Below are 17528 nucleotides of genomic sequence, written 5' to 3' on the forward strand. Positions count from 1 at the left end.
CGCACGCACGATATATGCCATGACAGCTTCCTGTAAATTTCAATTTCTCGTGTTCCTCGGTTGGAAAACGATATGAATTACATGGCTGTGTTTATGGAAATGGTACGCCGCCCGCAGGTTTGGGCTGGTGGATCCCCGTGAGTCGGGGCCGCGATCGCCTCAGCTGGGAATTCGCTGCGTAAGGCCTGTAGCCCGTATAAATTTTCATGCAATTTTGCTGTACGGATCTTGATTTCTGGGGTATACGCAGGCCAGCCGGTCGTCCTACACTAAAGCCCGGTCGGGATACGGAGGAAAGGTCGGCTCTGGAGGAGAGAGATGGCAAGTCCGCCACCCCGGATTCATCCTGGCCCGGTTCCGGACGGAACTGGCGCGACCACAATTTCGGCGATACGGCCGGTGCCGCTCTCGGCCGGTCAGCGGGCACTCTGGCTGGCGCAGCAATTACGCCCGGACGTCCCGATATCCGAAGCGCAGTACATCGAACTCCACGGCGAGCTGGATATCGAGTTGCTGCGCCGGACATCGATCCGAGTGGGCCGTGAATTCCAGACGGGATATCTACGCCTGGTAGAGGACGACGGTGAGCCGTACCAGTTGTTCGATCCGTCGCTGGAGTCGGCGGGACCGCATATCGATATGCGTGGTGAACGAGATCCCATGGCGGCGGCTCTGCGGTGGATGTGCGACGAGTACACCGCACCGCTGGATATGACCCGGGACCGGTTGGTGGCGGGGGCGCTCCTACAGGTCGGGGATCGTCATTACCTGTGGTACAACAGGATTCACCATGTCGCATCGGACGGCTATGCCGCGATGACGATGGTGAACCGGATCGCGGCGCTGTACACCGCTGCGCTGCAGGACCCGGCAGCAGAGCCGAGCGAATCGATAGCGCCGAATCGGGCGGCGGACCTGCGCACCCTGTACGAGGCCGACCGCAGCTATCGCGAATCGAAGAGGTTCACCGACGACCGAGCGTATTGGCTGAACAGGCTCGCCGACGTCCACGACGTTTCCAGCCTTGCCGGTGGATACGCTCCCCCGCGCGCGGACAGCGTGGCCGCGATCGGTGAACTGTCGCCGGCGACGGTAGCGCGGATCGATCACTGCGCCGATGTGCTGGACACCAGCCCGGCCGCGGTGGTGATCGCCGCATTTGGATGCTATCTGGCCCGGATGACCGGGCGGGACGATGTCGTGGTCGATATACCCGTATCGGGGCGCACGAGCGCCGTGCTGCGGCGCTCGGGGGGAGTGTTCGTCAACGTCGCGCCGTTCCCGGTCGTGTTCGGTACCGGGGATACGGTCGCGACGCTGGCGCGGCGGGTGCAGTCCGACCTGATCGGCGCACTCCGGCATCAGCGATGCGGCCTCTACGATATTCGTGCCGCCGCCGGATCGAACGGGCAGCGGCGTTTCGCCGGCCCGGTGGTCAATGTCATGTACTTCCACCAGGAGATCCGGCTCGGGCCGGCGAGCGGGGAATTCCATATCCTCAGCTCCGGGCCCGTCGAGGATCTGCTGGTCGATCTCTATCAGACCGGAGATCCGCCGCGGACGATCCTGCACTTCATGGCCAATCCCAACCTTTACACCCGCGCCGAACTGTCGGCGCATCACGCCAGATTCACGCAGTTGCTCGACGCGTTCGCCGCCGCCGCACCGGATACCGACCTCGGACAGGTCCACCCCGATACGGCCCGTGACGCAGCTCGGATCCGTCACCGCCGTGAGAACCTCGCGTTCTGGCGGGCCACGCTTGCCGACCTGCCGGTGGAACTGAGTCTGCCGTTCGATCGATCGCGACCGGGAGTGGCCTCGGACCGGGGCGGGAGTTGCCGGTTCGGGTTGGGGGCTGGGCTGGTCGGGGGCCTGGCGAAACTCGCGCGGGGGCGCGATCGATCGTTGTTCACGGTGATCCATGCCGCGCTGGCGATTCTGCTCGCGCGGTTGAGTGGTTCCGGTGACATCGTGATCGGAACACCGGTAGCCGGGCGTGGCGCCGCTGCGCTCGACGATACGAGCGGAACATCGGTGGCGGTGTTGCGGACCGATGTCGAGCTCGGTGAGTCCTTCACCGAGTTCCTCGATCGGGTCGGGCAGATCGATCCGGCTGCTTTCGAGCATGCCGATGTGCCGTTCGAGCAGTTGGTGGCGGAGCTCGCCCCCGAACGCTCGCAGTCACCGAATCCGCTGTTCCAGGTCGTGCTGGCAATCCAGGACTCGGTGCGCGCCGACCTGGATGCGCCCGGTTCGGTGACCGATCGTGTCGAGGATGTACCCCGGTGCGATGTGCGGGTCGCGTTGTCGGAGGGCGACGACCATGACGGGTTGGCAGTGACGGTCACCTACTCGGCGGATCTGTTCGATGCGCGCACGATCGATTCGCTGGGGCGCCGATTGGTCCGGGTACTGGAATCGGTGGCCGCGGATCCGGCGGGCGCAGTGGGGTCGATCGACCTACTCGAGCCGGCTGAACGAGCTGATCTGCTGACGCGTTCCGGAGGCCGCACGGTCGCGCCCGTTACTCTCGACGAGCTGTTGACCGCGACTGCCGCCGGGAATCCGGACGTGCCGGCGTTCGTGTTCGACGGTGCGCAGATGAGTTACCGAGAACTCGACGAGCGCTCCAGCCAACTGGCCCGGATACTCATCCGGCAGGGCGTGGGGCCGGAAGATATTGTCGCGGTCGCGATGCCACGCTCTCCGGATTTGGTTCTCGCCTGGTGGGCGGTGGCGAAATCGGGGGCCGCCTTCCTGCCGATCGACCCGGCTTTTCCCGCCGAGCGGATCACCCACATGATGACCGATTCCGAAGCGGTGATCGGTTTGACGGTGGCGTCGGCGCGTGAGCAATTACCCGGCACCATCGATTGGCTGATACCCCGCGACCTCGACAGGACCATCGACAGCCGGCCGATCTCCGATTCCGAACGCACAACCGCGCTGCGACCACAGCACCCGGCCTATCTGATCTACACCTCGGGCTCCACCGGTGTGCCGAAGGGGGTGACCGTGACGCATGCCGGGTTGGCCGCGCTCAGCGCCGAGCAGCGGGAACGCTATGCGGTGAACCGAGACTCGCGGACGCTGTACTTCGCGTCGCCGAGCTTCGACAGCTCGGTCTGGGAGATGTTGTTCGCGGGGGGATCCGGCGCCACGATGATTATCGCGGTGCCCGGTACCTACGGTGGTGTGGAGCTGGCGGAGCTGTTGCGCCGCGAGCGGGTGAGCCACGCAGTGGTGACACCGGCCGCCTTGGCTTCGGTCGATCCGGCCGGGCTCGACAGTTTGCGAGTCGTCATCGCCGCGGGTGACGCCTGTTCACCGGAGCTGGTGCGGTGCTGGGCATCCGGCGATCGGGAATTCGTCAATGGCTACGGTCCCACCGAGGCCACAGTCATGACCAATCACAGTGCTCCGTTGGTGCCGGGGCAGCAGGTGACGATCGGTGGCCCGATTCGTGGTGTCACGGAGTGGGTGCTGGATCAGCGGTTGCAGCCTGTGCCGGTCGGGGTCGCGGGGGAGTTGTATGTGGCCGGTGCGCTGCTGGCTCGTGGCTATCATGCTCGGTCGGGGTTGACAGCCGCGCGTTTCGTGGCCTGTCCCTGGGTGCCCGGTGTACGGATGTACCGCACCGGGGACGTGGTCCGCTGGACCGCCGACGGAGCGATCCAGCATCTCGGCCGGTCCGACTTCCAGGTCAAGGTACGTGGTCATCGCATCGAGCTCGGTGAGATCGACGCGGTACTGGCGGCGCACGAGACCGTCGGATTCGCCACTACCGTGGGCCGCCGCAACAGCTCCGGGACCATGATGCTGGCCTCGTACGTCGCCGCCGCGCAGGGGCGTTCGATCGATATCGCGATCCTCAGCGAATGTCTGCGCGCACGGCTGCCGTCCTACATGGTCCCGCCCTCGATCATGGTGCTCGATCACATCCCGCTGACACCCACGGGAAAGCTGGACCGCAGCGCACTACCGGATCCCGTTCCCACCGACACCGCACCGTTCCGGGCGCCCGAGACGCCGGTCGAACGCAGTATCGCCCGGGCGTTCGCGGAGGTGCTGGGTACCGACACCGTCGGTCTCGACGATTCGTTCTTCGCACTCGGCGGAGACAGCTTGACCGCCACCCGGGTAGCCGCGCGACTCGGTGCGGCGCTGGCTACCGAGATCCCGGTGCGGTTGCTGTTCGAGGCGCCGGAGGTGTCGGCGCTCGCGACCTGTATCGAGCAGCATGCGCGGACGGGGCGGCAACGCCCGCCGCTGGTCGCCGGGCCCCGCCCCGATCTCGTGCCGTTGGCGCCCGCCCAGCAGCGGATGTGGTTCTTCAACCAATACGACACCGGTTCCGGGGCGTACAACATGCCGATCGCCATCCGGTTGCGCGGTGCTCTCGACCTCGACGCCCTGCGTTCGGCCCTGGCCGATCTGCTGCGCCGGCACGAATCCTTGCGCACGCGATATCCGGACCGCGGCGGAACGATTGTCCAGGTCGTCGAACCCGCCGGCGAGTCGGCCCGAGAGCTGAGCCGGGTATCTGTCCGCCCGGACCAGTTGATCACCGCGATAACCGATTTCGTCCGTGCAGGCTTCGATGTGAGTGCCGAGGCGCCGGTGCGTGCCCGATTGTTCCGCATGGTCGGTGCCGAGGAGACCGAATATGTGCTGACAGTCGTGGTACACCACATTGCCGCGGACGGTTTTTCGATGGTATCGCTGGCCCGTGATGTGACGACGGCGTACGCCGCGCGAGCTCGGGGGCAGGCCCCGTCCTGGACACCGCTACCGGTCCAGTTCGCGGACTACGCGCTCTGGCAGCGCGCTGTCCTCGGCGCTCCCGACGATCCCGAATCACTGTGTGCCCGTCAGCTCCGGTATTGGCGCGAGACGCTCGCCGACCTGCCCGAGGAGCTGCGTCTGCCGTTCGACCGGCCGCGGCCGGTCGTGGGGTCGAATCGGAGCGGGAGTTGCCGGTTCGACGTGGAGCCGGGAACGGTCGCGGCGTTGGAAGAGCTGGCGCGGAAGCGTAGCTCCTCGCTGTTCATGGTGGTGCACGGCGCGTTGGCGGTTCTGCTCGCGCGGATGAGTGGTTCCGGTGATATCGCGATCGGCACGCCGGTAGCCGGGCGGGGTGCCGCCGTGCTCGATGATGTGGTCGGGATGTTCGTCAATACGGTGGTGTTGCGGACGGATGTAGCGGGCGGTGAATCGTTCACCGAGTTCCTCGACCGGGTCAAGAGAGTTGATCTGGCCGCTCTCGAACATGCCGATGTGCCGTTCGAGCAGGTGGTCGACGAGCTCGGTCCGCAGCGGTCCCAGTCCCGGCATCCGTTGTTCCAGGTGATGTTGGCGTTCCAGAACTTGGCGCCCGCCGACCTGGAGCTGCCCGGGGTGGAGGTATCGCTGGTCGATCTTCCCGACGACGTGTCCCGGTTCGATCTGCAGGCTGTGCTGTCGGAAAACGACAGTGGCGGCCTGGCGGTACGGGTTGCCTACTCGACCGATCTGTTCGACGCGGACACAGTTGATTCGCTGATGCGCCGGTGGCTCCGGGTCTTGGAGTCGGTGACCGTCGATCCGGCAGTCGCGGTGGGATCGATCGACGTGCTGGAACCCGCGGAACGGACCGATCTGCTGACGCGTTCGGGGGCCGGCGCCGCCCCGCCGGTTACTCTGGCCGAGTTGCTGACCTCGGCCGTCGCGCGGGATCCCGGCGCGACAGCGATCGTGTGCGACGGGCAGCGATCGACCTACGGGGAGCTGGAGCAACGTTCGAACCGCTTGGCTCGGAAGCTGATTCAGCGGGGTGTGGGGCCGGAGGATATTGTCGCGGTGGCGATGCCGCGCTCCGCGGATTCGGTTCTCGCGGTGTGGGCGGTGGTCCGGACAGGGGCCGCGTTCCTGCCGATCGACCCGGCCTATCCTGCCGACCGGATCACCTATATGGTGACCGATTCGGGAGCGGTGCTCGGTCTGACGGTGGCATCGGTGCGGGCGCGACTACCCGGTGATATCGAATGGCTGACACTCGACGACCCCGATGAGACCCGCAGCGCCCAGCCGATCTCCGACGGTGACCGGATACATCCACTGCGTGTCGACAATATCGCCTACCTCATCTATACCTCGGGCTCGACCGGGCTGCCCAAAGCTGTCGCGGTGAGCCATCGCGGTCTGCGCAACTGCGCGGACGAGCACCTGGACGCCATGCGTATCGAACCGGGTTCTCGTGTGCTGTCCTTGTCCTCGCCGGGCTTCGATGTCTCGGTGGAGGAATTGCTGTCGGCGCTGTGCGCGGGCGCGACCATGGTCATCGCACCCCCCGATGTCTACGGGGGCGACGCACTCGCCGAACTGATCGACCGTGAAAAGGTCGGCCTCGTCTTCATCACACCGTCCCCGCTGTCCACCATCGACCGGACCCGCTGGCCGCTACCGGATCTGCGAAATGTGGTGGTCGGTGGCGAGGGTTATGGCGCCGAACTGGTCGAGTGCTGGTGCGACGGCCGTGCGGTGTTCAACGGCTACGGTCCGTCCGAGACCACGATGATGGCGAATCACAGTGCTCCGTTGGTGGCGGGGGAGCAGGTGACGATCGGTGGCCCGATTCGTGGTGTCGCGGAGTGGGTGCTGGATCAGCGGTTGCAGCCTGTGCCGGTCGGGGTCGCGGGGGAGTTGTATGTGGCCGGTGCGCTGCTGGCTCGTGGCTATCATGCTCGGTCGGGGTTGACAGCCGCGCGTTTCGTGGCCTGTCCCTGGGTGCCCGGTGTACGGATGTACCGCACCGGGGACGTGGTCCGCTGGACCGCCGACGGAGCGATCCAGTATCTGGGCCGGTCGGATTTCCAGGTGAAAATTCGTGGCCTCAGGATCGAACCGGGCGAGATCGATGCCCTGCTCGCCGCTCATGAAACTGTCGGTTTCTCCACTACCATCGGCCATCGCAGCAGTTCCGGGACCGTATCGCTGGTGTCGTATGTGGTCGCCGCACCCGGTTGTTCGATCGATGTCTCGATCCTGACCGGGTATCTGAGCGGGCGGTTGCCCTCGTATATGGTCCCGTCCACGATCATGCTGCTCGAGCACCTCCCGTTGACCCCGACGGGCAAGCTGGACCGCACGGCGCTTCCCGACCCGGTCTTCGCCGGCAGCGCGGAGTTCCGGGCGCCCGAGACACCGGTCGAACGCAGTATCGCCCAGGCGTTCGCCGAGGTGCTGGGTACCGATACCGTCGGTCTCGACGATTCGTTCTTCGCGCTCGGCGGCGACAGCATCATGTCGATCCAGCTGGTGACTCGGGCCCGAGCGGCGGGGGTGCTGTTCTCCGCGCGTGAGGTGTTCGAGCGCAAGACGGTCGCCGGGCTGGCCCGGATCGCGGCGCGCGCCGGCGGTCCCGGGGAGGTTCCCCGGCTGGCGGAGCTGCCCGGCGGTGGTGTGGGGCCGATACCGCTCACGCCGATCATGCGATGGCTCATCGAGCACGCGGAGCCGGGATTCGACCGCTTCTCGCAGGCCGTGCTGCTGAGTCTGCCGGTCGATATCGACCGGCAGCAGTTGGCGGGCACGGTACAGGCGGTACTCGATCGGCACGATATGTTGCGCGCACGGCTGCGCCCGGCCGACGACGGACGCTGGATATGGGAGGCATTGCCGGCCGGATCGATTCGATCCGAGGAGGTCATCCACCGGGTGGCGACGGAGCAGGAGCCGGGCAGCGCTGGTTTCCGTGCGTCGGTGGCGGCGGAGCTGGATGCCGCCACGAGCCGGCTCGATCCGGGCGCCGGGATCGTGGTGCAGGTGGTCTGGTTCGATCCGGTGAACACCACGGAGCCGGGCCGGGTGCTGCTGCTGGTGCATCATTCGGCGATCGACGGAGTCTCCTGGCGGGTGCTGGTGCCCGACCTCGCCGTCGCATGGGCGCGGATCCGGTCCGGCGAGCCACCCGGCCTCGCCCCGGTCGGAACGTCGATGCGCCGGTGGGCGCACGGGCTGGTCGAGGCCGCGCACCGCCCGGAGCGGATCGCCGAGCTGGAACTGTGGCAAGCGATGGTGGCCGAGAACGATCCGGTGATCGGGTCCCGGCCCTTCGACCCGGCGGTCGATGTGGCTGCCACCCTGCGCGCGGTCGAGGTCGACGTATCCCCCGAAGTGACCGAAGCGCTGTCGACCGAGGTGCCCGCGGCATTCCACGGCAGTGTGACCGATGGGCTGCTGGCGGCCCTGGCCTTGGCGTTGACGAAGTGGCGGCGCGCGCGCGAGACAAGTGCCCGCGGCGATCTGCCCGCGGACATCGTGATCGGTCTCGAAGGGCACGGCCGCGAGGAGACCGCCGTCCAGGGCGCCGATCTGACCCGCACGGTCGGCTGGTTCACCACGAGTTTCCCGTTGCGCCTGGACCTTTCCGATATCGATCTCGACGACGCGTGCGCGGGTGGGCCGGCCATGGGGGCCGCGGTCAAGTCCGTGAAGGAACAGCTGCGCGCTGTCCCGGACCACGGGATCGGCTACGGCCTGTTGCGGTATCTCGACGAGGACACCGAACCGGTGTTGCGGACGCTGCCATCGCCGCAGATCGGGTTCAACTATCTCGGCCGCATCGCCACGGGGATGCCCGAAGGAATGCCGGCGGTCGGTTGGCTGCCGGTGGACGACGGCGGCGATCTCTCGAGCGCCGAACTCGTCCGTGCGCAGAATCCGGATATGCCGGTGACCGCGGCGCTCGATATCACCGCCCGCATGCTCGACGACGGGGGCCGGCCACGGTTGCGGGCGCTCTGGTCCTATCCCGCCGGGCTGCTCACCGCCGACGAGGTGCGCGCGGCGGCGGAGTCGTGGCGGGCGGTGCTGGCCGCGTTGGCGGCACATACCCACCGCAGCGGGGCGGGCGGATGGACACCGTCGGATCTGGATCTGGTCCGGCTGGCGCAGTCCGAGATCGAACGACTCGAGGACCGGTATCCGGCGTCGAGCGATATCTGGCCGCTGACTCCGTTGCAGGAGGGCCTGCTGTTCCACGCGCTGGTGTCGGAGGAGTCGACGGACGCCTATGTGGTGCAGCTGGTCGTCGAGCTCCGGGGGCCTGTCGATCCGCGGCGACTGCGCCGAGCCGGGCAGCTGCTGCTCGACCGGCACGCGAATCTGCGCACCGCATTCGTCACCGATACCGGGCCGGTGCAGGTGGTCGACGAAGGCGTCGAGGCGCCCTGGTCGGAGCTCGACCTGTCCGGGCTCGACGAGCAGGGACGGGAACGCGAATGGGATCTGCTGATGGCCGCGGACCGGGCGACCCGGTTCGACCCGGCGCGGGCCCCGCTGCTGCGCTGGATGCTGGTCACCACCGGGCCACAAAAGTATCGGCTGGTGCTCACCAATCACCATCTGCTGCTCGACGGCTGGTCACTACCGCTGCTCCTACGGGAGTTGCTGGTGCTCTACGCCACCGACGGTGATATCGCGGCGCTGCCCGCGGTCGATCCCTATCGTGACTTCCTGGAGTGGCTCGCCGGGCAGGACCGGGCCGCGTCGCTCGACGTCTGGGCCCACGTATTCGACGGCGCCGACGAGCCGACGCTGTTGGCCCCGGCCGATCCCGGCCGGCGATACACCCGATCGCACGATGTGCTCGGCGAACTGACCGAGGAACAGACCGCGGCGCTGACCGGCCTCGCGCAGGCCCGGGGAGTCACCCTCAACACCGTGCTCCAGACGGCATGGGCCATTGTGCTGGGCGCGGCGACTTCCCGCGACGATGTGACGTTCGGATCCACGGTCTCCGGACGTTCCGCGCAGATCCCGGGTATCGAATCGATGATCGGGCTGTTCGTCAACACAGTGCCGGTGCGGGTCCGTCTCGACCCCGCCGAGAGTTTGGGGCAGCTGCTCGACCGGGTCCAGGCCGAGCAGGCCGCACTGCTCGATCACCACCATGTGGGTCTGACCGATATCGAGCATGCCGCCGGGCCGGGTGCGGTGTTCGACACGATGACGGTGTTCGAGTCCTATCCGGTCGATCGGGGTGGGCTGACCGCGGATACCGAGATCGCCGGCGTGCGGGTGGCCGGTGTCACCGGCATCGACGCCGCCCACTATCCGCTGGGGGTGGTCGCGCATATCGACACGCGACTGCACCTCCGGATCAAGTACCTGCCCGAACTCTTCGACCGCGACACGATGGAGGCGACACTGCATCGGGTCCTGCGGGTGGTGGGCATCGTTGCCGCCGAACCGGATCTGCCGCTGGCCCGGCTGGATCTGCTCTCCCCCGCCGAGTACCGGGAGTTGACGCAGGTATCGGGTGATCCGGCCGTGCCGGAGCGGGTGCTACCGGAATTGCTGGCGGCGGGGCGGGATCCGGCGGCGGTCGCGGTGGTGTGCGGGGAGCGCCGGTGGACCTACGGTGAGCTCGATACGGAGTCGAATCGGTTGGCGCGGTTGCTCATCGGCCGGGGCGCCGGGCCGGAGACCACTGTCGCGGTGGGGTTGCCCCGGTCGGTCGAGTCGGTGTTGGCGATGTGGGCGGTGGCCAAGTCGGGGGCAGCGTTCATACCGGTGGATCCGACGTACCCGGCCGGCCGGGTCGAACACATCCTCACCGATTCGGGTGTGGCGTTGGGCATCACACTGTCGCAATGGCGGGATCGGCTGCCCGGGTCGGTGCAGTGGGCGACGCTCGACGAGCCGGCAGTCGCTGCGGAAGTCGCCCGATTGCCGGCGACGCCGGTGACCGACGCGCAGCGAACACTGCCGGTGCGGGTGGACCAGGCGGCATACGTGATCTACACGTCCGGCTCGACGGGTGCGCCGAAGGGCGTGGTGGTATCGCATCGGGGGCTGGCGAATCTGGTGGCCGAACAACGTTCGCGGTTCGATATCGGTCCGGGCGCGCGGGTACTGCATATCGCGTCGCCGAGTTTCGACGCGGCGGTCCTGGAACAGCTGTGCGCGTTCGCGTCGGGTGGACGGCTGGTGATAGCACCGCCGGGTGTCTACGGCGGCACCGAGCTGACGCAGATCCTGTCGCGCGAGCAGGTGACCCATGCCGCGCTGACGCCCACGGTCCTGGCGACGATCGATCCGGCCGGGCTGGACGACCTCGCGAATATCGTACTGGGCGGCGAGGTGCCCGCACCCGAACTGGTGTCGCGCTGGGCGCCGGGCCGGACCCTGTCCAATACCTACGGTCCGGCGGAGGCCACGATCGAGACCGATGCCAGTGCGCCGATGGTGGCGGGTGAGGTGGTGACGATCGGCGGACCGATCCGCGGGGTCGGGCAGGTCGTGCTCGACGCGCGGTTGCGGCCGGTGCCGGTGGGAGTCGTCGGTGAGTTGTATCTGGCGGGTCCGGGTCTGGCTCGCGGTTACCGCAACCGGACGGGTCTGACCGCGTCGCGGTTCGTCGCCGATCCTTATGCCGGGCCGGGGCAGCGCATGTACCGGACCGGAGACTTGGTGCGGTGGTTGCGCTCACCGCTGGGGAGTCTGGCGCTGGATTATGTGGGCCGGGCGGATTCCCAGGTCAAGGTACGTGGTGTCCGCATCGAGCTCGGCGAGGTCGAATCGACGCTGCGGGCCTGTCCGGGTGTGGCCGATGCGGCGGCGACCGTGCACCGGGACTCCGCGACCGGAGGCCGGCTGATCGGTTACGTGGTGCCCGAGCCCGGCGTGGAGATCGACCCGGCCGAGGTCCTCTCCTACGCGGGAGAGCAGCTGGCTCCGCATACGGTGCCGGCGAAAGTGGTGGTGCTCGACGCGCTGCCGGTGACAGCGAACGGCAAGCTCGATCGCACCGCGCTGCCCGCGCCGGAGTTCGCCACGGGCCGGACCGATTTCCGGGCGCCGGTCACCGTGGTGGAGAAAACGCTGGCGGGACTGTTCGCGGAAGTTCTGGGACTCGACGAGGTCGGACCGGACGATTCTTTCTTCGCGCTCGGCGGGGACAGCATCATGTCGCTCCAGTTGGTGACCCGGGCCCGGGCGGCGGGGGTGCTGTTCTCCGCGCGTGAGGTGTTCGAGCGCAAAACGGTCGCCGGACTGGCCGAGATCGCGGTGCGTGACGAGAGTTCCGCGGTGGCGGCCCTTCCGGCGGAGCTGCCCGGCGGCGGTGTGGGGCCGGTACCGCTGACACCGATCATGTGCTGGATGTTCGAGCGCGGCAGTTTCGACCGCTTCTGCCAATGGGTGATGCTGACGCTGCCGGCCGGTATCGATACCGCGGGCATCAGCGCCACTGTCCAGGCGGTGATCGATCACCACGATATGCTGCGGGCCCGGTTGCACCCGGACTCCGCGCACCCGTCGGGCTGGGCGCTGCGGGTGCAGGCGACCTCGATGTCGGCCGCCGGACTGATCCGGCACGTGCCGGTGAACGTGGCGCCGGACAGCAGCGCGTTCGCCGCGATCGTCGATGCCGAGGCGAAGGCGGCGGCCGAACGCCTCGACCCCGCCGCGGGAATCGTGCTGCAGTTGGTCTGGTTCGACTGGGCCGGACAGCCGGGCCGGTTGCTCGTGGTCGCGCACCATCTGGTGATCGACGGTGTGTCGTGGCAGATACTGGTTCCCGACCTCGTCTCCGCATGGGCGCAGGTCAGTGCCGGGCAACGGCCCCGCCTCGCGTCTGTCGGTACCTCGATGCGCCGCTGGTCGACCGCGCTGCGCACCGCGGCCGAGAGTCACGATGAACTCGACTGGTGGCGATCCACGCTCGGCGCCGACGATCCACCGCTCGGCTCCCGCCCGATCGACCGGGACGTGGACGTGCAGGCCACCGCCGTCACTGCCACGGTCACGCTGTCCACCGCGGTGACCCGCGACGTACTCACCACCCTGCCCCGGGCATTCCACGCCAATGTGGACGACGCCCTCATCGCCGGGCTCGCGCTGGCTCTGACGCGATGGCGGCGCCGCCACGGCGAAACCGGCACCGAGACCCTGCTCACCGTCGAAAGCCACGGTCGGCACGACACGGTGCTCACCGGTGCCGATCTCACGCGCACCCTCGGATGGTTCACCACGACCTACCCCGTGCGGCTCGACCTGTCCGGTGTGGACATCGACGAAGCGTTCGACGCCGGGGCTGCCGCCGGGGCGGTTGTCAAAAGGGTCAAGGAACAACTCAGGCAGGTACCCGGACACGGAATCGGCTACGGGCTGTTGCGTTATCTCGATCCCGAGACCGCCCGCGTCCTGAGTGCGCTGCCCACCCCGCAGGTGAGTTTCAACTATCTCGGTCGGTTCGACACCCTGCCCGCATCGGCACGCGATGCCGGGTGGATGCCCGCCGGGGACACCATGGCGGCCGGCGGGGTGCAGAACCCCGACGCACCCGTAGCGGCTCTGCTGGGTATCAACGCGGTCACCACCGATACACCGGACGGACCTGCGCTCACCGCCGCATGGGACTACCCGCCCGGCCCGCTCACCTCGGCCGAGGTCACCGACCTCATGGGACTGTGGCGCGACGCGATGACAGCGCTGGCCGCCCACGCGGCCCGGCCCGGCGTCAGCGGGCTGACCCCCTCCGACCTCGATCTCGTCGACCTCGACCAGACAGCGATCGACCGGCTGGAGATCCGGCAACCGGGACTCGACGACATATGGCCGCTCACACCGCTACAGCAGGGATTGCTGTTCCACGCCGAGCTCGCGGCCGGCGATCTCGACGCGTATGTGGTGCAACTCTGCCTGGAACTCGGCGGGCACGTCGATGCCGACCGGCTGCGGCGCGCCGCGCAGATGCTGGTCGGGCGGCATCCGAACCTGCGGACCGCGTTCGTGCGCGACGATGCCGGTGAACCGCTGCAGGTGGTGCACCAGCACGTCGACGTACCGTTCGCCCGGATCGACTCGACCGACGGTGACGAGCCCGCACTCGAACGAATCATGGATTCCGACCGCCGCGCGGGGTTCGACACGAGTATCGCGCCGCTGCTGCGGCTGACCCTGATCAGCACCGCCCCCCAGCGGTACCGGCTGCTGTTGAGCATGCATCACATCCTGATAGACGGATGGTCCACGCCACTGCTGATCCGGGAACTGCTGACGCTCTACGCCGCCGACGGCGATCCCGGGGCACTGGCTCCCGTGCGTCCTTACCGCGACTATCTGACGTGGCTGCGGGCCCAGGACCAGAACGCGGCGGAAGCCGCGTGGACACGGGCACTCGAGGGCGCCACCGAGCCGACCCTGCTGGCGCCGGCGGACCGCGGTCGTCAGCACATCGTCGCCGCGCGCGAGGTCGACCTAGCGTTGAGCGACTACCGGACAGCGGAGCTGGTCGCGACGGCTCACCAGCAGGAGATCACGCTCAACACCCTTGTCCAAGCCGCGTGGGCGATTGTGCTCGCCACCGAGACCGGCCGCGACGACGTCGTATTCGGCGCCACCGTCTCCGGCCGCCCGCCGCAGATCACCGGTATCGAGACGATGATCGGACTGTTCGTCAACACTGTGCCCGTCCGGGTCCGGCTCGATCCTCGTGAAAGCCTGGCCCGGCTACTACGACAGATTCGAACCGAACAGATCGCACTGCTCGACCAGCACCACATCGGCCTCACCCAGATCCAGGACATGGCAGGGCCAGGCGCGATGTTCGACACCGTGACCGTTTTCGAGTCCTACCCGATCGATCGGGCCGGGCTGTCCGAAGCCGGCGATATCGCCGGAGCGCACGTTCTGGACGTGCACGGACGCGACGCCGCGCACTATCCGCTCGGCCTGATCATCCACCAGGACGATCGGCTGCACCTGACTTTCAAGTACCTGCCCTCGTTGTTCACCCGCCGGCGGATCGACGCCCTCGCCGACCGTGTGCGGCGAGTACTCGACGCCTTCGTCGAACAGATCGATCTCCCGCTCGGCCGCCTCACGCTGCTGTCGCCGGCGGAACATGCCGCGCTGGTACCCGTTCGAGGCCGGCCCGGCGCGATGACGTCGGTGTTGCCGCAGGTGCTGACATCCGCGATGACTCCCGACACCGATGCGGTGGTCTGCGATGGCGTGAGCCTGTCCTACCGCGAACTCGACGAGACCTCGAACCGGTGGGCGCGGGTACTCATCGACAGCGGGATCGGACCCGAATCGGTGGTGGCCCTCGCGTTACCGCGCTCCGTCGACGCCGTCACCGCCGTGTGGGCGGTCGCGAAAGCCGGTGGTGCGTTCGTGCAGATCGACCCCGCTCATCCACGCGACCGGACCGAACGAATTCTCACCGATTCCGGCGCCGCTGCCGGGTTGACGTTCGCGGCCCGCCGAGACCGGCTACCGGACACCATAGGCTGGCTCCTCCTCGACGGCCCCGCCTTCGCTGCGACAACGGCGTCGGCGTCTCCTGCCACTATCACCGACGCCGAGCGCACAACCGCGTTACGGCCGGAGCACCCGGCATACCTGATCTACACCTCGGGCTCCACCGGGACTCCCAAAGGGGTGGTCGTCACCCATACCGGGATCGCGAACCTGGCGGCCGAAACGCGGGAACGGTTCGGTCTCACCCCGGCCGCGCGGGTACTGGCCGCCTCCTCCCCGAGCTTCGACGTCTCGATCCTCGAATGGCTCAGCGCCGCAGCCGCCGGAGCCACCTCGGTGATCGCCCCCGCATCGGTAGTCGCGGGCACCGAACTGGCCGAAGCGATCGAAGCCGGACACGTCACCCACGCGGCGCTGACGCCGACAGTGCTCGCCTCGCTGGACTCCGGCGCCCTCGGCACTCTCGGCACCCTGATCCTCGGCGGCGAAATCTGCCCACCGGACCTGGCCACCCGATGGATACCGGGCCGCACGGTGATCAACACCTACGGCGCTACCGAAACCACGATCATGAGCTGCGCCGCTGCCGCGCCGACCACGGTCGCGGACAGCCCGATGACGATCGGCGGTCCGGTCCGTGGCTTCACCGCCGTCGTACTCGACCGCGGATTGCGCCCTGTCCCACCCGGAGTGGTCGGCGAACTGTACCTGTCCGGGCCGGGCCTCGCCCGCGGTTACCACCGGCAACCCGCAACCACCGCAGCCCGATTCGTCCCGGACCCGTACGGGCCGCCCGGGACACGGATGTACCGCACCGGTGACCTGGTCACCTGGACCGCCGACCGGACATTGCACTACAAAGGCCGCAGCGACCTGCAGATCGAGATCGCGGGCAACCGGATCGAACCCGGTGATATCGAGTCCGCACTGCGGAGCCATCGCGATATCGTCCAGGCCGCCGTCACGGTCCGCACCCGGCCCGACGGCACCGACCAACTCGTCGGCTACGTGGTACCGGCTCCCGGCACCACGCCCGATACTCCCGCGCTGACCACCCATCTCGCGGCACGGCTACCCACTCATATGATCCCGACCGCCTTCGTCGCCCTCGACCGGATCCCGCTCACCGCCTCCGGCAAGCTCGACTACAGAGCGCTGCCCCTGCCGGACCGGCCACCAGTCCGGTTCCGGTCACCGTCGACCCCGCTCGAGGCCACCGTCTGTGATGTCTTCGCCCAGATCCTCGACATCGAACGAGCCGGTACCGAGGACAGCTTCTTCACGCACGGCGGCAACTCGCTGGCCGCGGCTCAACTGGTGATGCGGTTGGGCGAATCGACCGGTGTCGACGTGCCGGTCCACTGGGTTTTCACCGATCCGACCCCGCAGGCGCTGGCCCGTCGCATCGAGGCCCGCCGCCGCGGCCTCGACGAACCGGAACCCGGCGACGCACTCTCGGTGCTGCTTCCCCTGCGTGCCACCGGCGACAGCCCACCATTGTTCTGCGTTCACCCGGCCATCGGACTGGCGTGGTGCTTCAGCGGACTCGTGCAGCACCTCGACCCCGACCGTCCTGTGCACGGGCTGCAATCCCCGGCGTTGACCGAACCCGCCACCCGGTTCGCCACCTTGGACGAACTCGCCGCTCGCTATGTACAGGAGATCCGGTCCGTCCAGCCGCACGGCCCCTACCATCTGCTCGGCTACTCGCTCGGCGGCACCATCGCCCACGCGATCGCCGGCCGGCTCCGCCGGGCGGGCCACTCCGTCGCCACTCTGGCCATGATGGACACGCGTGTCGTCACCGCCGACAGCGTCCGCGTTCCCACACCCACTATCGGGAAGATGCTCGCCGAAGTCGGCGGTCTCCCCGTTGCCGAGGACGCCGACGAGTCCACCATCTCCGCCGCGGCCGAGTCGCTGCGCCGGCAATACGGACTCGGCGCCGCCATGACCCCGGAGCATCTCGCGGTCCTGCACGGCGACTACACCCGGCTCGTCGACCTCACCTGGAACCACCGGCCGACACCGTTCGACGGTGACCTGATCTACTTCAGCGCCGCCCCCGGCGACGCAGACGACCCCGGCCCCTCGCCGGCTCTCGCATGGGCCGACCACATCACGGGCCGTATCGCCGAGCACCACATCCCCGCCCGACACGATCGGATGACCGGCCCCGACGCACTCCGCGCAATCGGACTCGTCCTCACCGAACACTTCCGTTCCACCCAGACTCCTTCATCGGAGGCCCCTACTCCAGCAAGGGAAAGCTGATC

Annotated in this window: 1 protein-coding gene; it reads left to right on the forward strand. The window is 68.0% G+C overall.

All coding sequences use genetic code 11. From position 1 onward, the window contains the following. Nucleotides 1-399 precede the first annotated feature (399 nt). Nucleotides 400-17526, forward strand: coding sequence for a non-ribosomal peptide synthetase (locus IEY68_RS13350; protein WP_063001107.1), 17127 nt, complete (start codon nt 400-402; stop codon nt 17524-17526). Nucleotides 17527-17528: the final 2 nt, after the last annotated feature.

Source organism: Nocardia jinanensis, from assembly GCF_014645735.1.
In the GTDB taxonomy this organism is placed as follows: domain Bacteria; phylum Actinomycetota; class Actinomycetes; order Mycobacteriales; family Mycobacteriaceae; genus Nocardia; species Nocardia jinanensis.